The sequence below is a fragment of the Aquitalea sp. FG25 genome (genome assembly GCF_057809375.1).
Map to the genome: position 1 here is coordinate 37580 of NZ_JBMDJV010000004.1, position 21676 is coordinate 59255.

The 21676-nt window shown below is 60.4% G+C and carries 19 protein-coding genes; 9 read left to right on the forward strand and 10 right to left on the reverse strand.

Annotation, left to right across the window (positions count from 1 at the left end):
• Window positions 1–3 precede the first annotated feature (3 nt).
• The 3 genes from ACODR9_RS05055 to ACODR9_RS05065 all read left to right on the forward strand — a co-directional run bounded on the left by ACODR9_RS05055 (window position 4) and on the right by ACODR9_RS05065 (window position 4355).
• Window positions 4–1761, forward strand: a complete 1758-nt coding sequence (locus ACODR9_RS05055) for a GMC family oxidoreductase (RefSeq protein WP_488807961.1) — start codon at window positions 4–6, stop codon at window positions 1759–1761.
• Window positions 1762–1814: 53 nt separating this feature from the next.
• Window positions 1815–2165: a c-type cytochrome gene (locus ACODR9_RS05060; protein WP_488807962.1), complete on the forward strand. Its 351-nt coding sequence runs from the start codon at window positions 1815–1817 to the stop codon at window positions 2163–2165.
• Window positions 2166–2402: 237 nt separating this feature from the next.
• On the forward strand, window positions 2403–4355 hold the full coding sequence (locus tag ACODR9_RS05065; protein ID WP_488807964.1) for an oxidoreductase: 1953 nt from the start codon (window positions 2403–2405) through the stop codon (window positions 4353–4355).
• A 41-nt stretch (window positions 4356–4396) separates the two neighbouring features.
• Here the strand turns inward: ACODR9_RS05065 and ACODR9_RS05070 are convergent, their stop codons facing one another.
• From ACODR9_RS05070 to ACODR9_RS05080, 3 genes are read right to left on the reverse strand one after another with little or no spacing between them, the layout of a single operon-like run.
• Window positions 4397–4978, reverse strand: coding sequence for a TMEM175 family protein (locus ACODR9_RS05070; protein WP_488807966.1), 582 nt, complete (start codon window positions 4976–4978; stop codon window positions 4397–4399).
• A gap of 18 nt (window positions 4979–4996) precedes the next feature.
• Window positions 4997–6046 (reverse strand): sensor histidine kinase, encoded by a 1050-nt coding sequence (locus ACODR9_RS05075; protein WP_488807967.1) that lies wholly within the window; start codon window positions 6044–6046, stop codon window positions 4997–4999.
• Between the two features lie 41 nt (window positions 6047–6087).
• Window positions 6088–6996 (reverse strand): DMT family transporter, encoded by a 909-nt coding sequence (locus tag ACODR9_RS05080; protein WP_488807968.1) that lies wholly within the window; start codon window positions 6994–6996, stop codon window positions 6088–6090.
• A gap of 89 nt (window positions 6997–7085) precedes the next feature.
• On the opposite strand from ACODR9_RS05080, the gene ACODR9_RS05085 reads away from it, so the two are divergent.
• The 5 genes from ACODR9_RS05085 to ACODR9_RS05105 all read left to right on the forward strand — a co-directional run bounded on the left by ACODR9_RS05085 (window position 7086) and on the right by ACODR9_RS05105 (window position 12813).
• Window positions 7086–8009, forward strand: a complete 924-nt coding sequence (locus tag ACODR9_RS05085; protein ID WP_488807970.1) for a LysR family transcriptional regulator — start codon at window positions 7086–7088, stop codon at window positions 8007–8009.
• A gap of 114 nt (window positions 8010–8123) precedes the next feature.
• Entirely contained in the window at window positions 8124–9506 is a 1383-nt protein-coding gene (gene argH / locus ACODR9_RS05090) for an argininosuccinate lyase (RefSeq protein ID WP_488807971.1), read from the forward strand.
• A gap of 92 nt (window positions 9507–9598) precedes the next feature.
• Entirely contained in the window at window positions 9599–11182 is a 1584-nt protein-coding gene (locus tag ACODR9_RS05095; RefSeq protein WP_488807972.1) for an EAL domain-containing protein, read from the forward strand.
• A 15-nt stretch (window positions 11183–11197) separates the two neighbouring features.
• On the forward strand, window positions 11198–11896 hold the full coding sequence (locus ACODR9_RS05100; protein ID WP_488807973.1) for an aspartate/glutamate racemase family protein: 699 nt from the start codon (window positions 11198–11200) through the stop codon (window positions 11894–11896).
• Window positions 11897–12042: 146 nt separating this feature from the next.
• A complete protein-coding gene (locus ACODR9_RS05105; RefSeq protein ID WP_089082985.1) occupies window positions 12043–12813 on the forward strand; it encodes a DeoR/GlpR family DNA-binding transcription regulator in 771 nt (256 codons plus the stop codon).
• Window positions 12814–12904: 91 nt separating this feature from the next.
• Here ACODR9_RS05105 and ACODR9_RS05110 read toward each other — a convergent pair whose 3' ends face one another.
• Together ACODR9_RS05110 and ACODR9_RS05115 are read right to left on the reverse strand one after the other, a co-directional pair.
• Window positions 12905–14005, reverse strand: a complete 1101-nt coding sequence (locus tag ACODR9_RS05110; RefSeq protein WP_488807974.1) for a GGDEF domain-containing protein — start codon at window positions 14003–14005, stop codon at window positions 12905–12907.
• Between the two features lie 16 nt (window positions 14006–14021).
• Window positions 14022–14498, reverse strand: a complete 477-nt coding sequence (locus ACODR9_RS05115; RefSeq protein ID WP_488807976.1) for a hypothetical protein — start codon at window positions 14496–14498, stop codon at window positions 14022–14024.
• Window positions 14499–14660: 162 nt separating this feature from the next.
• Between ACODR9_RS05115 and ACODR9_RS05120 the strand changes: the two genes are divergently transcribed.
• Window positions 14661–16535: a ribonuclease catalytic domain-containing protein gene (locus tag ACODR9_RS05120; protein ID WP_488807977.1), complete on the forward strand. Its 1875-nt coding sequence runs from the start codon at window positions 14661–14663 to the stop codon at window positions 16533–16535.
• A 270-nt stretch (window positions 16536–16805) separates the two neighbouring features.
• Here ACODR9_RS05120 and ACODR9_RS05125 read toward each other — a convergent pair whose 3' ends face one another.
• From ACODR9_RS05125 to ACODR9_RS05145, 5 genes are all read right to left on the reverse strand, one after another.
• Complete coding sequence (locus ACODR9_RS05125) at window positions 16806–17624, reverse strand: HDOD domain-containing protein (RefSeq protein ID WP_488807979.1); 819 nt, start codon at window positions 17622–17624, stop codon at window positions 16806–16808.
• Between the two features lie 89 nt (window positions 17625–17713).
• Window positions 17714–18610, reverse strand: a complete 897-nt coding sequence (locus ACODR9_RS05130; protein ID WP_488807980.1) for an aldo/keto reductase — start codon at window positions 18608–18610, stop codon at window positions 17714–17716.
• On the reverse strand, window positions 18610–19719 hold the full coding sequence (locus ACODR9_RS05135) for an ABC transporter ATP-binding protein (protein WP_488807981.1): 1110 nt from the start codon (window positions 19717–19719) through the stop codon (window positions 18610–18612). Before ACODR9_RS05135 ends, ACODR9_RS05130 begins: the two co-directional genes overlap by 1 nt.
• Window positions 19720–19722: 3 nt before the next feature.
• Window positions 19723–20580: a carbohydrate ABC transporter permease gene (locus tag ACODR9_RS05140; protein ID WP_488807983.1), complete on the reverse strand. Its 858-nt coding sequence runs from the start codon at window positions 20578–20580 to the stop codon at window positions 19723–19725.
• The gene (locus ACODR9_RS05145; RefSeq protein WP_488807984.1) at window positions 20573–21475 is read right to left on the reverse strand and encodes a carbohydrate ABC transporter permease; all 903 of its coding nucleotides are present in this window, start codon (window positions 21473–21475) and stop codon (window positions 20573–20575) included. Before ACODR9_RS05145 ends, ACODR9_RS05140 begins: the two co-directional genes overlap by 8 nt.
• Window positions 21476–21676 lie beyond the last annotated feature (201 nt).

Genomic DNA, 21676 nt, shown 5'->3' on the forward strand with positions numbered 1-21676 from the left:
GCCATGAAAACACGTGCAAGCAAAACCGTAGTGATTGTGGGCGGTGGACTGACCGCCGGGCTGATTGCCCGTCAGCTGACTGCCAAGGGGGTGGACGTGCTGGTGCTGGAGCGCGGCGGCGATCACAGCAAGGGGCCGGAATCCAGCCTGCCCAACCAGCGGGATGAACTGCGCTGGGCGGTGCGTCAGGGGCTGATTCAGGACTGGTCGCGTGAAACCTACACCCTGCGCCATCAGCATAACCAGACTGCCTTGCCGGTGCGCTGGATGGAGTCCTTCCTGCCCGGGCAGGGGCTGGGTGGGGCCGGTAATCACTGGAACGGCCATCTGTGGCGCTGGGCCGAGTACGACCCGCAACTACGCAGCCACTATGTCCAGCGTTACGGCAAACAGGCGATTCCGGCCGACATGCCCTTGCAGGACTGGGGGGTGACGTATGCCCAGCTGGAGCCTTACCACGATTTGTTCGAAAAACTGTTCGGAGTCTCCGGCCAGGCGGGCAATATCGGCGGCAAGAAGCTGCCGGGCGGCAACCCCTTCGAAGCACCGCGCAGCGGGCCCTATCCGCAGGCGGCCTTGCAGGTGCTGGAGTCCGGGCTGGTGTTCAAACAAGCTTGCGACCACTTGGGTTATCACGCTTTTCCCCAGGCCGCAGCCAACTCATCCGGGGCCTATACCAACCCGGATGGGCAAAAGCTGGGGCAATGTCAGTATTGCGGCCATTGCGAGCGCTTTATCTGCGAGGCCAATGCCAAGGGCTCGCAGCAGGTATTGCTCTACCCCATGCTGCGCCAGCGCAAAAGCTTTGAGGTGCGGCTCAATACCCAGGTACTGGGCCTGCGCTACGATGCCGCCGGCAAGCGTGCCACCGCCGTGCATTGCCTGGATTTGCTGACCGGCGAGGAGTACGAGCAGCCTGCCGAGGTGATCGTGCTGGCGGCCTTCACCATGAGCAATACCCAGCTGTTGCTGCACAGCAAGATCGGCCAGCCTTACGACCCGGTCAGCAATACCGGCGTGGTGGGCAAGAACTTTTGCTATCAGGTGAATGCCGGGGTGGATTTGTTCTTCAAGGACAAATGGTTCAATCCCTTCCTGGCCAGCGGCAGTACCCAGATGGTGATTGACGACTTCAACAATGACAATTTCGACCACAGCGGTCTGGGCTTTCTCGGCGGTGCCACCATTCAGGCCTACCAGTTCAGCGGCCGCCCCATCAAGGGACGACGGGTGCCGGATGGCACGCCGCGCTGGGGTAGCGCGTGGAAGCAGGCCAATGCCGACTGGTATGCCCACTCCATGTCGCTGGGCATCGAGGGCAGCTGCTACCCGCACCGGGGCAACTACCTCAGCCTGGACCCGACCTATCGCGATGCCTATGGCCGGCCGCTGATCCGCATGACCTTCGACTGGCGCGACAACGAGCAGAAAATGGCCCGTTTTGTCAGCGGCAAGATGATGGACATTGCCCAGCATTGCGGTGCCGACAAGGTGGGCAGCCTGCAGGGCCTGGTCACCCCGTTTGACAGCCGCATCTATCAGACCACCCACATCGTGGGCGGCACCATCATGGGTGAAACACCGCATGACAGTGTGGTGTCACCTCATCTGCAACATTGGGATGCCCACAACCTGTTCGTGGTGGGTGCCTCGGTTTATCCGCATAACGCCGGTTACAACCCCACCGGCCCGCTGGGTGCCCTGGCCTTGCGGCTGGGGGATGACCTGCTGCGCTATCTGCAAGCGCCCGGCCGCCTGTAATGCATTCGGGCCGCCCGTATGGTGCGGCCTTGTCCACCCCAAAGGAGATTCCCATGCGTACCCTGCTGTTAGCTGCTGCCGTGCTGCCCTTGTCGGCATTGGCAGCCAACCCTGCCACGCCACCTGCCGTGTTTGCCCAGTGTGCTGCCTGTCACAGCGTCAATGGCAGCAATGGTGTCGGCCCCAGTTTGAAAGGGGTGCTCGGGCGCAAAGTTGGCAGTTATCCGGGCTTCCGTTACAGCCGGGCGATGAAAACCCTGGGCAAGAGCTGGGACAAGTCCCTGCTGTCTGCCTATCTGGCCAATCCGCAGCAAACCATACCGGGTAATGTCATGCCTTTTGCCGGTCTGCCGGATGCGGCTCAGCGCACGGCCATTGTCAATTATCTGGCGACACTGAAATAAACCGGCGGAGCGTCAGGGGTGATCTGTTGCGATCAGCTAACGATCGTGCAGCAAAATTACGCTAAGTGAAGGATTTACCCGCAATCTCCAGTGGTGATGTGCTGCGGTACATAACAGCGGTGGGCGGTGGCGGCAAGGTCGTCACCGTCCAGTCCAAGGGCCAGCAGGCAGCGGTGCTGATTTTCCCAACTATTGGCAGTTTCCCTGGGAAACCCCCTGCACCTGAACGGAGCTGCCATGTCCACCGCCTTTCCTTGTCTGCTCTCCCCTTTGCGCATTGGCAAGCTGAGCTTGCGCAACCGCATTGTTTCCACTGGCCACGATACCGTGTTGCCGGTTGATTGCCAGGTTAGTCCTGCGCTGGTGGCTTACCATGCCGCGCGGGCGCGTGGCGGAGTCGGCCTGATCGTGCTGCAGGTGTCTGGCGTGCATGAGAGCGCGCGTTATACCTCGCATGCCCTGATGGCAACCGACGATAGCTGTATTGCCGGCTATCGTGCGCTGGCTGATGCCGTGCATGCGCAAGGCACGGTGATGTTTGCCCAGCTGTTTCATCCGGGACGGGAAATCATGGAAACCGCCGATGGCATGCAGGCGGTGGCTTATTCGGCATCGGCAGTGCCCAGCGAGCGCTTCCACGTGATGCCCAGAGCACTGGATACGGTGGAAATTGCCGACATCGTGGCCGGATATGCCGCTGCAGCCCGCCGCATTCGTGAAGCAGGGATCGATGGGGTGGAAATTGTGGCCAGCCATGGCTATCTGCCGGCGCAGTTCCTCAATCCTCGACTGAATCTGCGCGAGGATGAATATGGCGGCGATAGTGCTGGCCGCCTGCGCTTTCTGTGCGAAGTCATTGCGGCTATCCGCGCCACAGTGGACAGCGATTGCGTGGTGGGGCTGCGCATATCTGCCGGTGAGCGTGACAGCGAAGGACTACAGGAAGAAGAAGCCCTGGCCGCCTGCGTGGCGGTGCAGGATCAACTTGACTACATCAGCCTGGTTGCCGGTACCTCGGCCAGCCTGGGCGGCGCGGTGCATATTGCCCCGCCCATGGCGTTTCCGGCGGCGTATCTGGCTGAGCAGGCCACCCGCTTCCGGCGCAGCCTGTCCATTCCGCTGATGCTGGCCGGACGCATCAACCAGCCGCAGGAGGCAGAGCAGTTGTTGGCGCAGGGCATTGTTGATGCCTGTGGCATGACCCGTGCCTTGATCTGCGACCCGGAACTGCCTCGCAAGGTGGAACAAAACCAGCCGGACGCCATCCGTGCCTGTATTGCCTGCAATCAGGCCTGTATTGGCCGTTTTCATCGTGGCCTGCCCATTTCCTGTATCCAGAACCCCATATCCGGGAGAGAGTTGCAATTCGGCATTCTGACGCCGACGCAAGCACCACGTCGGGTGATGGTGGTGGGTGGCGGGCCTGCCGGCATGCAGGTGGCCGTGATTGCTGCACGTCGTGGTCATCAGGTGAGCTTGTACGAAGCAGGGCCACACTTGGGCGGGCAGATACAGTTAGCCCAGTTACTGCCGGGCCGGGCCGAATTTGGCGGTCTGCTGACCAACCTGCAGTACGAACTGCGTCAGACCGGGGTAGAGGTGGTGCTGCATGCCGCAGTAGATAGAAAACGGGTTGAACAACAAGAGCCTGATGTACTTATCCTGGCCTGCGGTGCAAGGCCAGCACCGCCTCGGCTGGAAATTGGCGGCGACATGCCGGTACTGGATGGCTGGGATGTGTTGCAGGGGGCGCATGTGGGCAGCCGGGTGTTGGTCAGTGACTGGCGGGCCGACTGGGTGGGGCCGGGGCTGGCCATCCACTTGGCAGAGCGCGGGCACCGGGTAAGCCTGGCCGTCAACGGCTGCCACATGGGGCAGGCCTTGCAAATGTATGTGCGTGACCAGCTTGCAGCCAGGCTGCATCGCCTGCAGGTGGACATCATCCCCTATGCCCGCTTGTATGGTGTGGATGACAGTACGGTGTATCTGCAACATACCGCCAGTGAGGAGGCCATGCTGTGCGAAGACATCGACAGCGTCGTACTCTGCCATCCGCTGCAGCCGGTGGACGGACTGCGCCAGCAGCTGGCAGGCCTGCCGCTGGCGGTGCATGCCATTGGTGACTGTCAGACGTCGCGTACCGCAGAAGAGGCCATTTACGAGGCCACCCGGCTGGGTTGGGAATTGTAGACACGGTGCTTGCCCCGCCGTGTGGCGGTGCCCGCACTGGCTTAGTGTGTCTGGTGGATGGCGTGCTCCATGCGCCGGTCGGGTACCAGCCACCACAGCGCCATCAGTGCATAGACCGTGGCCGCCAGGGTTGTGGAATAAAACGACAGCGCAATGCCGCTTAGATAGAGCAGTGGGGATAAGCGGCCCTTGATATCACGCCCCAAGGCCTGGCTGAGCACCTCGCGATTGCCCGGTACGCACAGCAAGGTGCGCTGCATCAGGTACCAGGCCAGCGCGGCCATCAGCAGCACCACGCCGTACAGTGCCACCGGCAGCGCCGCCATGTGGTTCTCGCCCATCCAGCCGGTGACAAAGGGCAGCAAGGACAGCCAGAACAGCAGGTGCAGATTGGCCCACAGCACGCGGCCGTCCACCTGGCGCACCACATGATAGAAATGGTGGTGGTTGTTCCAGTAAATGCCCACGTAGACAAAGCTGAGCACATAGCTGAGAAACACCGGCCATAGTGCCGCCAGTGCCGTCAGGCTGGTGTCGTGTGGAATTTTTAACTCCAGCACCATCACCGTGATGATGATGGCGATCACGCCGTCACTAAAGGCTTCCAGCCGGTTTTTGCCCATGTCAGGCTCCGTGAGGGGTTAGCGGGGAAAGTGGGCTTGTACCGTCTGGTCTGCGGGCTGGTAAGGCAGGCGGATCATGGTGTGGTACAGGCCATCGGCTTCGGTTACCTGCAAGGAGGCTTCGGCATCAAAAAACAGCGCCAGCCGCTCGCGCAGATTATCCAGCGCCATGCGGTTGCCCTGATGGGGCGCATCCTGGCTGCCTGACAGCGGGTTGCTGACACTTAGCAGCAACTGCCCACCCTTGATCTGCGCCCGCACCCGGATTTCCCCGCCATGACCACAGCGTTCCACGCCGTGGTGCACCGCGTTCTCCACCAGCGGCTGCAGCAGCAGTGGCGGCAGGCTGGCATCCAGCGCGGCTTCAATATTCCAGCTTACGCGCAGGCGTTCTCCCAGCCGTTCATTCTCGATGGCCAGGTACATGCGGGCCAGCTCTATTTCCCGTTCCAGCGTTGAGGTCCGGCTGGGGTCGGCCATCTGCGCCCGAAACAGGTCGGCCAGGTTCTCCAGCACCATTTCCGCTTTCTCCGGCCGCGAGCGGATCAGGGCGATTGCTGCATTCAGGCTGTTGAACAGAAAGTGGGGGCGGATGCGTGCCTGCAGGGCGGCCAGCCGCGCCTCCCCCAGTGCTGGCGACAGCGCCCGCTGGCGCAGGCTGAAATAATGCAGCAGCAGCAAGGCCAGCATCCCGGACAATAGCGGACGGTCCAGCCGGGGTGGCTCCAGCGGATTGAGCAGCCGGTCCTGCACCACCACACACAGCATGCTGATGATGGCGACCAGTATGCTGGCGTAGCGTTGGCCAGCCAGCCAGGGTGACAGCAGCCCCAGCAGCCCAAGGCTGAGCAGCATGGATGGCTCCGCCCAACTGGCGCGGCCCAGAATGCGCAGCAGCAAGCTATCGCCATCGTTCTGGAACAAGGCTGAACACAGCAGCAACAGGTTGAGCGATAGCAGGATGCGCAGCATCACGCCCAGATTGCGGAAATCCGGGATGGCAAAAACGCTGCGTGGCTGACGGTGCTGGTACATGGGCAGGATAATCAGGATGGTGTCCTGCATCATAGCAAGCGGGCTGGCTACCCCGCGAGCATAAGCAGCGTGGATCAGGCCCGCGATAATTGCGGCACGCGACGCGGACGCACCGCCCACAGGCTGGCCGCCACCATCAACCCACCGCCCAGCCAGCTGGCGGGCGGCAGTGATTCCCCCAGCCACAGCACGGCAAAGGCGGCGCCGAATACCGGCTCACTACCGGTCAGCAGGGCAACCCGAGTAGCGCTGCTGTGGCGCAGCGCGTAATTCATGGCAAAGAAGGCAAACAGGGTGCAGAACAGCACCAGATAAAGGACATTGCCCCAGAAACTGGGCTGGCTGGGCAGCGTGGGCAGACCACCTTGCATGGCGGCCAGCAGCAGGCAGCCCAGGCAGATCACCAGGCTTTGCAAGCCGGTCAGCGCCAGCGTGGCGACCGGTTTGGCGTGGGTCAGGCGGCGGGTCAGACTGGTAACCAGGGCGCGCAATACGGCGGCCAGCAACATCAGCAGATCGCCGCCATTCAGTTGTAAATGTGCTGCGCCACTTAGCAGCCAGGCCCCAAACAGCGATAGGGCCGCCGCCAGCAGCGCATCGGTTTCGGGCTTTTTCCCCAGCAGCAGCCATTCGGCAAACGGTGTCAGCACCAGGCACAGGCTGATCAAAAACGCCGCATTGGCCGCGCTGGTGTGGGCCACGCCATAGGTTTCGCACAGAAAGATGCCCAGCAGGCCCAGCCCCAGCGGCAGGGCCGCCAGCACGGTGGCACGCCGGGTGGCGGCATCGGCCAGCGCACGCTGGGCCGGCAGCAGCAGGATGAAGGTCAGGCCAAAGCGCAGCGCCAGCAAGCCTAGCACTGGATAAAACAGCAAAGCCTGCTTGGCCAGGCCATAGCTGCTGCCCCACACCATGGCCACCAGTAACAGGACCAGGTCAGGCAGGAAGGGATAGCGCTGATGCAGAGGGTGTGGTGCGGACATGGCAGACTTTCACGGCAAGGAAATGTCCTGATTATCATTGCGATGTTTCTGATTGATAATCATGGCTTGCAGAACAGGAATTTTGCGCCATGGGAACAAATAAGCTGATTGCCCTGCTGCCAGACATGGCGGCATTCGTACAAGTGGTGGAGCGTGGCAGCTTTTCGGCCGCTGCGCGGCAGCTGGGCATGACGCCATCAGCGCTCAGCCGGCAGGTAGCCCGGCTGGAAGCGGCGCTGGGCGTGCGCCTGCTGGAGCGCACCACCCGCCAGCTGCGGCTGACCGAAGTGGGCCACGCCACGCTGCAGCGCTGCCGCAGCATGCTGGATGCCGCCGATGAAGCGGTACAGTTGGCGCAACAGCAGCACAGCCAGCCACAGGGCCGGGTACGTATCAGCATGCCCAAGGCCTTTGGCCGCTTTGTGGTGGCCCCCTTGCTGCCAGCCTTTCTCGCGGCCTATCCCCAGGTGGACGTGGAACTGTTCATCAGTGACCGTGATGTCGATCCGCTGGCCGATGGGCTGGATCTCACCGTGCGGGTGACTGACAATCCGCCGCCTGGCATGGCCGGACGCCCGCTGATGCCGATACGCCAGTTGCTGTGTGCCTCGCCGCACTACCTGGCGGCACATGGGCAGCCTGCCCATCCGCGTGATCTGGCGCAACATCTGTGCCTGTACCTGGCCGAGCATGAGGGCGACAAGCGCTGGCAGCTGCGCCGTGGCAGTGAACAACTGACGGTGGCGGTCAGTGGCCGCTATGCCACCAATCACAGCGAGTTGCGCCTGCAGGGCGTGCTGGCCCATCTGGGAATTGCGCCGCTGCCGCAATTTACTGCCCAGGCGGCGCTGGATGCCGGGCAGATTGTCACCGTGCTGGACGACTGGGAATTCACCACCGCCTACCGTGGCCTGGCCTGGCTGCTGTATCCATCCAATCGCCATCTGCCGCTCAAGGTGCGGGTGCTGATTGACTATCTGGCCGAACATCTGACCGCAAGCAGGCTGCCATGACACGGTAATGCCACAGCCGGGGCAAACCCGGCTCGCCCTGCGGGGAGGCTTTCCCTATAATTGTCGCTGCTGCCTTGGGGTAGCCCAAAACAATCACCGCAGGGAATCATCGAGATGCAAGAAAGCCATGCCTGGTCCGGTCGCTTCAGCGAACCGGTTTCCGAACTCGTCAAGAAATACACCGCCTCCATCGACTTCGATAAACGCCTGGCCGAATTCGACATCGAAGGCTCGCTGGCCCACGCCGCCATGCTGAACAAGGCTGGCGTGCTGTCCGACGACGATGTGGCGGCAATCCGACGTGGCATGGCTGAAATTCTGGAAGACATCCGTGCTGGCCGGCTGGAGTGGAGTGTGGATCTGGAAGACGTCCACATGAATGTGGAACGTCGCCTCACCGACAAGATTGGCGATGCCGGCAAGCGCCTGCACACCGGCCGTTCGCGCAACGACCAGGTGGCCACCGACATCCGCCTGTGGCTGCGTGCGCAGATCGACGCCATTGTCGGCTTCATTGCCGAACTGCAAACCAGCCTGCTGGAACTGGCCGAGCAACACGCTGACACCGTGATGCCGGGCTTTACCCATCTGCAAGTGGCCCAGCCGGTCACCTTTGGCCACCACATGCTGGCCTATGTGGAAATGCTGGCGCGTGACGCCGAACGCATGACCGACTGCCGCAAGCGCGTTAACCGCCTGCCGCTGGGCGCAGCCGCACTGGCCGGCACCACCTTCCCCATCGACCGTCACTACACCGCGCAACTGCTGGGTTTTGACGATGTGTGCCACAACTCGCTGGACGCCGTGTCCGACCGTGACTTCGCCATCGAATTCACCGCTGCTGCCAGCCTGGTGATGGTGCATCTGAGCCGTCTGTCCGAAGAGCTGATCCTGTGGATGAGCCCGCGCGTGGGCTTTATCGACATCGCCGACCGCTTCTGCACCGGCAGCTCCATCATGCCGCAGAAGAAAAACCCGGACGTGCCAGAACTGGTACGCGGCAAATCCGGCCGCGTGGTGGGCCACCTGATTGCGCTGGTCACCCTGATGAAGGCGCAGCCGCTGGCCTACAACAAGGACAATCAGGAAGACAAGGAACCCTTGTTCGACACCGTGGACACCCTGATCGACACCCTGCGCATCTACGCCGACATGATGCGTGGCGTCACCGTGAAGCCGGAAGCCATGCGCGCTGCCGTGCTGCAGGGCTTTGCCACTGCCACCGACCTGGCCGACTACCTGGTGAAGAAGGGCCTGCCCTTCCGCGACAGCCACGAAGTGGTGGCCCTGAGTGTGCGTTATGCCGAAGGTCGTGGCGTCGATCTGGCCGATCTGTCGCTGACCGAGCTGCAACAGTTCAGCCAGCTGATCGAGCAGGACATCTACCAGGTACTGACACCGGAAGGCAGCCTGGCCCAGCGCAACCACGTGGGCGGCACCGCACCCCAGCAGGTACGCGCCCAGATTGCCCGCCACAAGGCAAGACTGGCAAGTTGATCAGTTAATACAGTTTCAAACCAAACCGCCGCTCTCGGCGGTTTTTTATTGGCCTACAGTGGGACCTGAAATGGCTTGCCACTGGAGATGCCGTGCAATTACCTTCCCTCGAACCGATGGGGCGCACCCAGCGCATACTGCTTACCATGCTGCCCGGACTGGCCTTGTTTCTGCTCGGTGGCCTGTTGATGCTGTACCAGTTTTACTCGGGCATCCAGTCTGCACTGGGGAGCCAGTTGGTGTACAAGCTGGAAAAAATCGAGCAGATACTGGATCAGGCACAGAAAGTGGGTGAGGGCATATTGCAGCAACCCAGCCTGGACTGTCATAGCATCTACCCGGAAATGCGCCGTCAGGTTACCGCCCAGTCTTACGTCCGTTCGATGCGCTTGATCGATCACGATAGCCGGGTGTATTGCGATTCGGTGATTGGCTGGCATGATCCGCTCTATTCGCAGGAGTACCCGCGCGAGCAGCGGCTGCAATTATGGCGCGGTAACCGGTTATCGCCCTGGCATCCCTTGCTGATATTGTGGCTGGAAGCAAAGCGTCGCGATGTCAGCGGCATCCAGGTGGTGGTGGATAGTGATTATCTCAAAGACCGGCTGGCGCATTTGGACCAACATACCTGGTTTTACCTGCAGATTGGCGAGCGCTGGCTGGATGAAGAAGGCGGGGTGACGTCACCGCCGGAACTCCCCTACTGGCAGCAACGCAGTCTGCAATCGGCACGTTATCCGCTGGCCATCGTGATGGATTACTCCATGGCCAACTTGTTGCTGCAACGACTGGGCGAAGAGCCCGATCAGCTCATTTTGCTGCTCCTGTTCAGCGCTACCTTCAGTTGGGGCTTTCATCGCCTGCTGCTGCGTAGTGGTGCCCCCAGCCGTGAGTTGCAGCGGGCAGTGCGCCAGCAGGAATTCATTCCCTACCTGCAACCCCTGGTGGACACGCAGCAACTGCAGTGGTGCGGGGTGGAGGTGCTGATGCGCTGGCAGCATCCGGTCGATGGCTTGGTACTGCCTGATTTGTTCATCCCCTTTGCCGAAAGCACCGGCCATATCGTGGCCATGACCCGTTCGCTGATGCAGCAGACGGCGGAGCAGTTAAAAGACTGTCCCTTTCCACCCGGTTTTCAGGTCAGCATCAACGTGAGTGCCACCCATATAGAGGCCGGTAGCCTGCCGGGCGATTGTATGGCCTTTTTATCGGCTTTTACGCCGGGCAGCATCTTGCTCACGCTTGAGCTGACCGAGCGTGAGCTGATCAAAACCGGCCCGCAAACCGATGCCCAGCTACAGCAATTGCATGATCTGGGGGTGCGCATCGCCATTGATGATTTTGGCACCGGCCATTCCAGCTTGTCCTATTTGCAGAAGCTGGATGTGGACGAACTGAAAATCGACCGCAGTTTTGTTGCTGGTATCGGCAGCGATAGTCTGTCGGCCGATATCCTGGACAGCATTCTGCAGCTGGCTGCCAAGCTGGGCCTGGCCGTGGTAGCCGAAGGGGTGGAGACCCTGCAGCAGGAGGACTATCTATGCCGGCACGGTGCCCACCTGCTGCAGGGCTACCGCTATGCCAGGCCCATGTCGATTTCTGACTTTCTGTCGCATCCCGAATGGCATAATGTCTCCTTGCAGTCAGTCAAGACCATGACGGATGCCCATTCCTGAAGAGACTAATTTCCCATGAAAAACGCAGTCATCGGCATTGCCGGTGTCACCGTCCCCGGTGCACTGGATTGCCTGGCAAAAATGCACCATTTGTCAGCCAGCCTGTGTGGCGGCGATCACCATCATCCGCGCTTCGTGCTGGATCAGCCTGACTTTGGCGTGGTGCATGCTGCCCAGTTGCAGGAGCGCTGGGATATTGTCGAGGACTCCATTGTCGGCTCCTTGCAGCGACTGGCGGCAGCCGGTGCCCAGGTGGCGGTGATTCCGGCTAACACCGTGCATTGCTGTATTGATGGCATTCGCCAGCGTGCGCCCTTGCCGGTCATCAGCATGCTGGATGTCGTTGCGGCACAATGCCAGCAGCGCGGCCTGCGCCGGGTTGGGGTGCTGGGCACGCGCTGGACCATGCAGTCGCACCTTTACCGTACGCCGCTGGCGGCGGTAGGGCTGGAAGAGTGCATTCCCGACGAAGCGGGTCAGGCCATTGTGCAGCGGGTGATTTTTGAGGAGCTGGTTCCCAATGGCAGCGTAAGTAGCGATAGCCTGCAGCAATTATTACAGGTGGTAGCAAATTTGCGGGCGGCAGGCTGCGATGGGGTGGCGCTGGCCTGCACCGAGTTGCCACTGGTACTGAATGAGGCCAATTGCGGCATGGCGGCGGTCGATACCACGGCAGTGCTGGCCGCCGCTGCCATGGAGGCGGTGTTGCGTTAATTGCCAGGCACAGATGGCTGCTTGTTGCTGGTCGGGCAGGTTTTGCTGGCGGTTTGCTACGGGTCAAGGGCGGATAGGTGCTAGCATTTGCGCTTTGACCGAAAAATATGTTAGTAACTAAACATGATTTTCGGAATCGAATCCCTATGAGCCGCTCTCCCCGTCATGACAAGATTCTGCAGCTGGTCCGCGAAAACGGCTTCATGCCGATAGAGGAGCTGGCCAGACTGCTCGATGTAACGCCGCAAACCATCCGGCGCGATATCAATCAGCTGTGCGAAGACAATTTGCTGCGCCGTTACCATGGAGGTGCTGCCCTGGGCAGTAGCGTGGAGAACGAGGATTACTTTGCGCGCAAAGGAAAATTCCAGAGCGAAAAGGCACATATTGCCGACATGATTGCTGGCAGCATTCCCGACCATGCATCGCTGTTCATGAGTATCGGCACGACCATCGAGGCGGTGGCGCAGGCGCTGACCATTACCCACAAGGGTTTACGGGTTATCACCAACAATATCCATGTGGCTTCCATCATGTCGGCCAATCCGGATTTCACTGTGATGATCACCTCCGGCGTGGTACGTGCCAGCGACGGAGGTATTACCGGGGTGGCGACGCTGGATTTCATCAACCAGTTCAAGGTGGATTACGCCATCATCGGGGTGTCCGGCATTGAAACCGATGGTTCGCTGCTGGATTTCGACTACCGCGAAGTACGGGTGGCACAGGCGATGATGGCCAACGCCCGTCACCGCTATCTGGCTGCCGATCACAGCAAATTTGGCCGCAATGCCCTGGTGCGCATGGGCCATATCAGCGAATTCCACACCGTGTTCACCGATGCCGAGCCGCCGGAGTCGCTGGCCAAGCTGCTGGAAGAACACAATGTGCGACTGATTCTGGCCGACGCAGTCTGAGACTGCTGGCAGGCCCTGCCGCGCATCATGTAAAACGCCCGCATTGCGGGCGTTTTGCTGTCTGCGTCTCCCTCTGCGGCCAAGCATGCACTCATCCGGCGAAGGGATAGGCCTCGATACGGTTACGCCCCTTGTGCTTGGCCTGGTACAGCATGTCATCGGCCTGCTGCACCAGTTCGATAGTATCGCTGGCCGTGGCCAGCGAGCTGATGCCCGCGCTGAAGGTCTGGCGGAAAGTGCGCTGATTGCCCGGTTGCTCGATGAGCACAAAAGACTGACGCAAGGCCTCCATGATGCGGGCGGTATCCGCCTGGCTGGTGCCAGGCAGCACAATGGCAAACTCTTCACCACCGTAACGGCTGATCAGGTCGGATCGGCGTAGTCGCTCCTTCAGAAAACGGGCCAGGTTCACCAACACTTCGTCGCCCGCCGGGTGGCCGTAGGTATCGTTGATGGTCTTGAAGTGGTCCAGGTCCAGCATGACCAGTGACAGTGCGCGCTGGTCGCGTTTGGCCCGCAGTACTTCGTATTCCAGCTGGGCATACAGATGGGAGTGATTGAGCAGGCCGGTCAGGCTGTCATTGATGATGTAGGAGCGCAGCTTGCGGTAGCGCCGTGCGCGGTTGATGACGGTAACCACCAGCTCTTCCGGTGCCACCGGTTTGGTCAGAAAGCCGTCAATACCCAATGTCAGCGTATCCAGCTGGATGGACTGACGTTTTTCCACCGACAGGAACAAGATGGGGATGCCGTCCAGCAGCCGCTGCTGACGGATGATCTGCGCCAGCTCCATGCCGTTGCAGTCCGGCATGTACATATCCATCAGGATCAGGTCCGGGCGGAACTGCACAATGCTGTCCAGCACGCCAGCCGGCTCGGTCAGCCGCAGGGTGTCTACGCCATGGTGCTGCAGTACGTTGGCATAGAGGTCGGCCAGCGACACCATATCTTCCACGATCATCACCCGCAGCGGGTCGTTTCTTTCACCCAGATCGCCAAAGTTCAGGTTATCGATCAGTTCGTGTGCCAATAATGGCCAACCCAGAAAACCATCCGCCCCAGCGCGTACGGCTTTCAGTCGGGCTTCAAAATCGTGGCGCGGCGAGCAGAACAACAGTGGACAGAGTCCACAGATGGTTTCCGCCAGGGTAAAGATGGGGTCGGCAGGGCTGAACTCGGTATAGGCCAGCACCGCAACCGGTGTAGCTTCAGTCAGGGCCTTTGGAGGCTTGATACATGCTACGCACAATGAAGCCGAAACAGGACAGCTGCTCAGCCAGGTTGGCAGCAGCGTCGCTATCCGGCATCCACAGGTAAATCATGTGCGGGCCGGCTTGGGCCAGGCCGGCGTTCAACTGATCCGGTTGTTGCTGGCGGTCTTCCATCATGGCCAACTGGCTGACAATACCCAGGTGATGACGCAGTTCATCGTAGCGTTCCGGCTCGCTGGGCATGTTGTCGTTTTGCAGCAGCCATTGTTGCAGCAACTCGCGCAGGGTCACGCATTCGGTCTGCAGCTGCACTGCCTGGCTGTCATCGACATGGCGCTCCAGATTGCACACCAGTGAAAGCAAGTGGGTGGCCAGCGAGCGATCCCAGCGGGTAACCAGCATGTGGCCGACCCGGTCGATTTCACGGGCGGCATGTTCTCTTGCCGAAAAGTGAGCATTGCTTGCCAGCTTCATAGTGGTTATCCGGTTTCTGCAGACATGCACATGGTCTGGTATGACAGCATGGCGCTGCAGCAGTGCTGCGTGAACATGAATGAGACGCAGGTATCGCAAAGGAGCGCAGGGCCCGAATGCGAAATGTTATAATTTGGGCTTGATGAATCAGTTGGCGCGCAAATGAACGTATTTTACGAAGAAAGCGGATCCTTCAAGGTGGGCACGATTGTTTCCCGTGCTGATGCCAGCTTGCAGGTCGATACGCAACACGGTAAGCGGGCCAAGATCAAAACAAGCAATGTTTTTCTCGAGTTTAGCTCGACTCTGGCAGATTTTCTGCCTGCTGCAGAAAAAATGGCTGATGAGATTGATCTGGACTTCCTGTGGGAGTGCAGTCCGGAAGATGAGTTCGAGCACGATGTGCTGGCAGCCGATTATTGGGGCCATACCCCATCGGCGCTGGAAAGTGCCGCCATCATCCTGCGCGTGTTTGGTGCGCCGATGTATTTCTACAAAAAAGGCAAAGGTCGTTACAAGAAAGCACCGGAAGAGGCTCTCAAGGCTGCGCTGGCCGGTATCGAACGCAAGAAGCGCGAACAGGAACAGATTGATGGCTGGGTAGCCGAGCTGAAAGCCGGTACCCTGCCGGAAGCCATTCGCAGCCAGCTGATGCTGTTGCTGTGGAAGCCAGACAAAAACACGCTGGAATTCAAGGCCTTCGACCAGGCATCACGCGAGCTGAACCAGCCGCCGCTGAAACTGGCGCAGGCGGTGGGTGGCATCAGCTCGGTGCCGGACTACCTGATGGCCGGTTTCCAGATGGAATACTTCCCCAAGGGCAGTGGTTTTGGCAAATATGCACCGCCGCAGCTGACGGAAGAACTGCCGCTGGCCGATGTAGCCGCGTTTTCCATCGACGATGCCAATACCACCGAAATCGACGATGCGCTGTCCGTGGTTGATCTGCCGGATGGCAACAAGCGCGTGGGCATCCACATTGCCGCCCCCACCCTGGGCGTGCCGGTGGATTCCGACATCGAAAAACTGGTATGGGGCCGCTTGTCCACCGTGTACTTCCCGGGCGGCAAGATCACCATGTTGCCGGACGACGTGGTGCAGGCCTTCACCTTGCAAGAAGGCCAGGACTGTCCGGCGCTCAGCCTGTATGTGGATGTGACGCCGGATTTCGAGCCGGTGGCCTACGAAAGCCGTATCGAGCGGGTGCGCATTGCCGCCAACCTGCGCCATGCCGAGCTGGAACAACAGTTCAACGAAGACACCCTGCTGAATGATCCGGGCATCGACTACCCCTTCAAGGGCGAACTGACCTGGCTGTGGCACTTTGCCAATGCGCTGGAAAAGCGCCGTGGCAAGTACGACCCCACCCGTCCTGTGCAGATGGATTACAACTTTGATGTCGTCGATGGCAAGGTGCTGATCACCCTGCGCAAGCGCGGTGCGCCGATGGACAAGCTGGTGTCGGAACTGATGATTCTGGCCAATAGCGAATGGGGCCGCATGCTGGCCGAAGCGGATATCCCGGCCATGTATCGCGCGCAGAGCATGGGCAAGGTGCGCATGACCACCCGTCCCGAGCCACATATCGGCCTGGGCGTGGCGCAATATGCCTGGGCCACCTCGCCGCTGCGTCGGGCCACCGACTTCGTCAACCAGCGCCAGCTTACCGCCATGATCCGTGGCGAGAAGCCGCAGTTTGAGCAGGGCAATGCCATGCTGTTTGCCCTGCTGCGCGATTTTGACACCACTTATTCCGCCTACCTGGGCTTCCAGGACAAGCTGGAGTACTTCTGGTGCCTGCGCTGGTTTACGCAGGAGGGGGTCAGCAACGTTACCGCTACGGTGATCAAGGAAGATCTGGTACGTATCGATGGCCTGCCGTTACGGGTGCGCATTCCCGGCCTGCCAGAGCTGGCACGTGGCGATCGCATCCAGCTGAGCGTGATCCGCATTGACGAGCTGATGGCCGAAATCGAGTTCCGCTTTGTCGGCGTGGTTGGCCATGTCGAGGCGGCCAGCGAGGAAGAAGAAGGCTGAGTATTGCCTGGCATGGGTTGAAAGCAAAAGGCTGCCTGCGGGCAGCCTTTCAGGCTGCTGACAAAGTGATTTGATGCGATTGCACCGGACCCGGCAAAGCCGGGCCTTTCGATGACGTGACTGATTCCGCAGCCTTCCCGTCTATTCCCTATCCCCCCGCCCTTTCCTTGAAAGGGAGCCTCGCTTTCTGTTCAGAAAGCGAGAGGGAGCTTGTCAATAATCTGAAAAGGCTGCCTGTGGGCAGCCTTTTTTTGTCGTTTCTCCGGTAAATCAGAACATGTCGTCAATGCCGTTGCAGGCTTCTTTCAGATCGCTGATCGCACCGGTCAGTGCATCACGCTCGATACCCAGTTTATCCACCACACTCCAGGGCAGGGTGGTGAGCATATCGCTTTCGTTCATATCATGGTTGAAGCCTGCCACCAGATAAGCCGACAGACCAATCACGATGGCAAAGCGCGATACATCACCCAGCAGATCGTGCTGATCGCGGATGGCTTGCTGGATGTCGTCGGGGAAGTTCCAGCGCCGTGCCAGCTCGGCTCCTACCTCGGTCAGGTCCACCCCCAGCAGCATGCGCTCGGTGGCCACCCGGTCGGCCCCGCCCGCCACGATTTTGTCGATCTGCACTGCTTGTTCCGGCAGGGCGACATGCAGCACCAGCTCGCCGATATTCGACAGCAGGCCGCAGGTATACCCTAGCTGTGCGTCCAGTTTGGCCAGCCGGGATAGCCGCTTGGCGGTATTGGCCATGGCAAAGCTGCGTTGCCAAAAGCTTTTCATGTCAAAGCCGGGTATGCCTGCCGTGGCACCGGTAATGCCGGAGGCAATCACCAGAATGCGCAGATTATCAAAGCCCAGCAGTATCACGGCATCATCCAGCGAACCCACGCGACGACTGCCGCCAAAGCGGGCGGTATTGGCCAGGCGCAGCACGCGTGCGGTCAGTACCTGGTCATGGCCAACTTTATTGCTGATTTCATCGATATTGATATCGGTCTTGTGAAAGCTCTCTATCAGTTCCTGCACTACCTTGGGCACCATAGGCAGTCGCCCCGATGCCTGCTCGAAAATATCCGCCACTTGCATGTCTTATCCCCTTTGTCATTGTCCTGCTTATTGAGCTTAGGTGAAGTGGGGCAGAAAAAAAGTTAAAAATACCGACAGGTAATCAGCGTTCAGGCAAGGGGACAACCTTGTGCCGCTTCTAGCAAGGCAAACCAGTGCTGGCGCTCCAGTTGCAGCTGGCAGGCCGCCGCCGCAGCCTGCAGTGAGGCGAGCTGGCGCGAGCCGGTAATGGGAATGGGACGCGCCGGATGGTGCAACAGCCAGGCCAGCGCAACCGTGGCCGGGCTGACAGCCAGTTCGGCGGCAATGCGCAGCAAGGTGGCATGCAGCAGTGGCGCGGCTTCGGCCTGCAGCAGCCGCCCACCAGCCAGTGGCGACCACACCATGGGGCGGATGCCGGCCTGCAGGCATTGGTCGAAGCTGCCGTCGAACAGCGGCGCGGTATGCAGCAGCGAGGCTTCCACCTGATTGGTGAGCAAGGCAGTGCGCGATGAGAGCAAGGCAAACTGACTGGGGCTGAAGTTGGATACACCAAAATGCCGCACCTTGCCACTTTGCTTGAGGCTGGCAAAGGTGTCTGCCACTTCGTCCGGGTCCAGTAGCGGGTCCGGGCGGTGAATCAGCAGCAAGTCCAGATAGTCCGTACCCAGGTTCTGCAAGGAAGCATCCACCGAAGCCAGGATGTGGGCGCGGCTGCTGTCGTAATGCTTTACCTGCCAGCCACGGCTGGCATCTGCCGGCTTGATGCCGCATTTGCTCACCAGCTGGATATGCTCGCGCTGGCCAGGGTTAGCCTTCAGCCACTGGCCGAACAGCGCCTCGCAGCGAAAGCCGCCGTACAGATCGGCATGGTCAAAAGTGGTGATGCCGAGGCTGATGGCGTGCTCCACCCAGGCGGCTAGTTGGCTGGTGGTAAAGCCCCAGTCGTGCAGCCGCCACAGGCCGGCGGCTACCGGAGAAAAAACTGGCCCTCCGGGGGCCAGTTGTGTTGCGTGCAAAGGACTCATCAGGCAATCCGTTGTTCTGTGGTGGGGTCAAACAGCACGGCTTTGGAGACGTCGAACACCAGTTCCATGCTGTGGCCCGGCAGTTTGGCTTCTGTCGGGTGGGTACGGCAGCATACCTTGGTGTTGTTGAGCGAGACAAATACCAGGGTGTCCGGCCCGGTGGGTTCGATCACGTCGATATGGCAGGCCATCACCGGCAGCCCTTCGCGGTAGGCGGTGCGGGCGTCGGTGATTTGCTCCGGGCGGATGCCGAAGATGACTTCGCGGCCCAGCCACGGCTGCATTTTGTCCTGGGCATGCGGCAGCGGCAGGATGACGCAACCCTGGTCGTCGCAGATTTTCACCCCCAGCACCCCGGCGGATTCCACCACCTGCGCCGGGATGAAGTTCATCGACGGCGAGCCGATGAAGCTGGCGACAAACAGGTTGGCCGGGTTGTCGTAGATGTCCTGCGGGCTGCCAAACTGCTGCACGATGCCGTCCTTCATCACCGCAATGCGGTCGCCCAGCGTCATGGCTTCGATCTGGTCGTGGGTGACGTACACAATGGTGGATTTCAGCCGCTGGTGCATCAGCTTGATTTCGGTGCGCATTTCCACCCGCAGCTTGGCGTCCAGATTGGACAGTGGCTCGTCAAACAGGAAGATGGACGGGTTGCGCGCCAAGGCTCGGCCCATGGCCACGCGCTGACGCTGACCGCCGGACAGCTGCGAGGGCTTGCGGTCCAAGAGGTGAGTCATTTGCAGCATCTGTGCCACGCGTTCGACGGTGGCGTCGATTTCGCCTTGCGGCATCTTGCGGATTTCCAGGCCGAAGCTGATGTTCTTGCGCACGCTCATCGACGGGTAGAGCGCATAGCTCTGGAACACCATGGCAATGTCGCGGTCCTTGGGCGACAGGTCGTTCACCCGTTTGCCGCCAATTTCGATATCGCCGCTGGAAATGTCATCCAGCCCGGCAATCATGTTGAGCAGCGTGGATTTGCCGCAGCCGGAAGGGCCCACCAGAATCAGGAACTGACCGTCCTCGATGGCGATGTCGATGCCCTTGAGCACGTCGGTGCCGTTGGCGTAAGTCTTGCAAACATTATTGATGGAGAGAGCAGCCATCGTTCAACCTTTCACAGCACCGGCTGTCAGGCCACGCACAAAGTAGCGGCCGGCAACCATGTAAACGAACAGGGTGGGCAGGGCGGCAATGATGGCCGCTGCCATGTCCACGTTGTATTCCTTCACCCCGGTAGAGGTGTTCACCAGATTGTTCAGCGCCACGGTAATGGGCTGTGATTCGCCGGAGGCAAACACCACGCCGAACAGGAAGTCATTCCAGATCTGAGTGAACTGCCAGATCACGCACACCATGAAAATGGGGCCGGAAATGGGCAGCAGGATGCGGAAAAAGATGGTCCAGAAACCGGCACCGTCAATGCGCGCGGCCTTTACCAGCTCGTCCGGGATGGTGACGAAGAAGTTACGGAAGAACAGCGTGGTAAAGGCCAGGCCGTAAATCACGTGCACCAGGATCAGCCCGCTGGTGGTATTGGCAATGCCCAGCTCGCCCAACAGGCGCGCCATCGGCAACAGCACCACTTGGAAGGGAATGAAACAGCCCACCAGCAGCAGGGTGAACAGCACGTCCGAGCCACGGAAGCGCCACATCGACACCACATAGCCGTTGACCGCACCAATCAGGGTGGAAATCAGCACCGACGGCACCGCCATCTTCACCGAGTTCCAGAAAAAGCCTTTCATGCCGCCACATTCCACGCCGGTACAGGCGCTGGACCAGGCCTTGCTCCAGGCATCAAAGGTGATGGATTGCGGCAGGGCGATCAGGTTGCCACCACGGATGTCATCCAGGGTTTTCACCGAGGTGGACAGCATCACGTACAAGGGCAGCAGGTAGTAAATGGCCATCAGCACCAGTGCGGCATACAGCACGATGCGGCCGGGAGTGAGGTGTTTAGCCACGTTTGGCGCTCCTTGTTTCCATATACATCAGCGGCACCAGTACGGCGACGATGGTCATCAGCATCATCATGGCCGAGGCCGCCCCCAGGCCCAGCTGGCCACGGGTAAAGGCAAACTGGTACATGAAGATGGCCGGTACGTCCGAGGCCGTGCCGGGGCCGCCACCGGTCAGTGCCATTACCAGGTCGAAGCTCTTGATGGCAATGTGCGACAGAATCAGCAATACGCTGAAAAACACCGGGCGCAGGCTGGGGATGATGATGCGCCAGTAGATGACCGGCAGGCTGGCCCCATCCACCTGGGCAGCCTTGATGATGGAGTCGTCGATGCCACGCAGACCGGCCAAAAACAGCGCCATCACAAAGCCGGACGACTGCCACACCCCGGCAATCACCACGGTGTAAATGGCCTTGTCCGGGTCCACCAGCCAGTCGAAGGTAAAGTTGGGAAAGCCCCAGTCATTGATGACTTTTTGCAGGCCCATGTCGGGGTTGAGCATCCATTTCCAGGCGGTGCCGGTCACGATGAAGGACAGCGCCATCGGGTACAGGTAAATGGTGCGCAGTGTGCCTTCGGCGCGGATTTTCTGATCCAGCAATACCGCCAGGAACAGGCCGACCGCCAGCGTGCAGCCGATGAACAGGCCGCCGAAAATGCCCAGATTGGCCACGGCAGTCCACCAGCGGTCATTCTCGAACAGGGCCTGATACTGGATCAGCCCGGCAAAATCCATCTGCGGCAGCAGGCGCGACTCGGTCAGCGACAACCAGCCGGTCCAGGCGATAAAGCCGTAAACAAACACCAGGCTGATCAGCAAGGTGGGCGACAGCACCAGCTTGGGTAGCCAGCGGTCTGCCAGCGCGGACAGGCTGGCTTGTGATCGGGATGAGGACATGATCAATCCTTCATGCAACCGTGGCGTGCTGGCGCAGGCGCGCAGCAGTAACCGTCCATGGCCGCTGTAGCGACATGGAACGAGACGGCATGCATGGTTTGCTTCGGAGTGGGACAGACAACCACCAGGCAGGCGGGCTGCTGGCAGTTGTCCACGGCACAGCGCCACCGGGCGGTCAGCCCGGGGTATGTTGCTGCTCGC

Bases quoted from the DNA above. Each gene is read 5' to 3' on its own strand.
- ACODR9_RS05115 (WP_488807976.1), bottom strand. From the start codon at position 14,498: ATGAAGCTGGCAAGCAATGCTCACTTTTCGGCAAGAGAACATGCCGCC.
- ACODR9_RS05060 (WP_488807962.1), top strand. From the start codon at position 1,815: ATGCGTACCCTGCTGTTAGCTGCTGCCGTGCTGCCCTTGTCGGCATTG.
- ACODR9_RS05085 (WP_488807970.1), top strand. From the start codon at position 7,086: ATGGGAACAAATAAGCTGATTGCCCTGCTGCCAGACATGGCGGCATTC.
- ACODR9_RS05135 (WP_488807981.1), bottom strand. From the start codon at position 19,719: ATGGCTGCTCTCTCCATCAATAATGTTTGCAAGACTTACGCCAACGGC.
- ACODR9_RS05055 (WP_488807961.1), top strand. From the start codon at position 4: ATGAAAACACGTGCAAGCAAAACCGTAGTGATTGTGGGCGGTGGACTG.
- ACODR9_RS05070 (WP_488807966.1), bottom strand. From the start codon at position 4,978: ATGGGCAAAAACCGGCTGGAAGCCTTTAGTGACGGCGTGATCGCCATC.
- argH (WP_488807971.1), top strand. From the start codon at position 8,124: ATGCAAGAAAGCCATGCCTGGTCCGGTCGCTTCAGCGAACCGGTTTCC.
- ACODR9_RS05120 (WP_488807977.1), top strand. From the start codon at position 14,661: ATGAACGTATTTTACGAAGAAAGCGGATCCTTCAAGGTGGGCACGATT.
- ACODR9_RS05065 (WP_488807964.1), top strand. From the start codon at position 2,403: ATGTCCACCGCCTTTCCTTGTCTGCTCTCCCCTTTGCGCATTGGCAAG.
- ACODR9_RS05075 (WP_488807967.1), bottom strand. From the start codon at position 6,046: ATGATGCAGGACACCATCCTGATTATCCTGCCCATGTACCAGCACCGT.
- ACODR9_RS05105 (WP_089082985.1), top strand. From the start codon at position 12,043: ATGAGCCGCTCTCCCCGTCATGACAAGATTCTGCAGCTGGTCCGCGAA.
- ACODR9_RS05080 (WP_488807968.1), bottom strand. From the start codon at position 6,996: ATGTCCGCACCACACCCTCTGCATCAGCGCTATCCCTTCCTGCCTGAC.
- ACODR9_RS05100 (WP_488807973.1), top strand. From the start codon at position 11,198: ATGAAAAACGCAGTCATCGGCATTGCCGGTGTCACCGTCCCCGGTGCA.
- ACODR9_RS05130 (WP_488807980.1), bottom strand. From the start codon at position 18,610: ATGAGTCCTTTGCACGCAACACAACTGGCCCCCGGAGGGCCAGTTTTT.
- ACODR9_RS05145 (WP_488807984.1), bottom strand. From the start codon at position 21,475: ATGTCCTCATCCCGATCACAAGCCAGCCTGTCCGCGCTGGCAGACCGC.
- ACODR9_RS05125 (WP_488807979.1), bottom strand. From the start codon at position 17,624: ATGCAAGTGGCGGATATTTTCGAGCAGGCATCGGGGCGACTGCCTATG.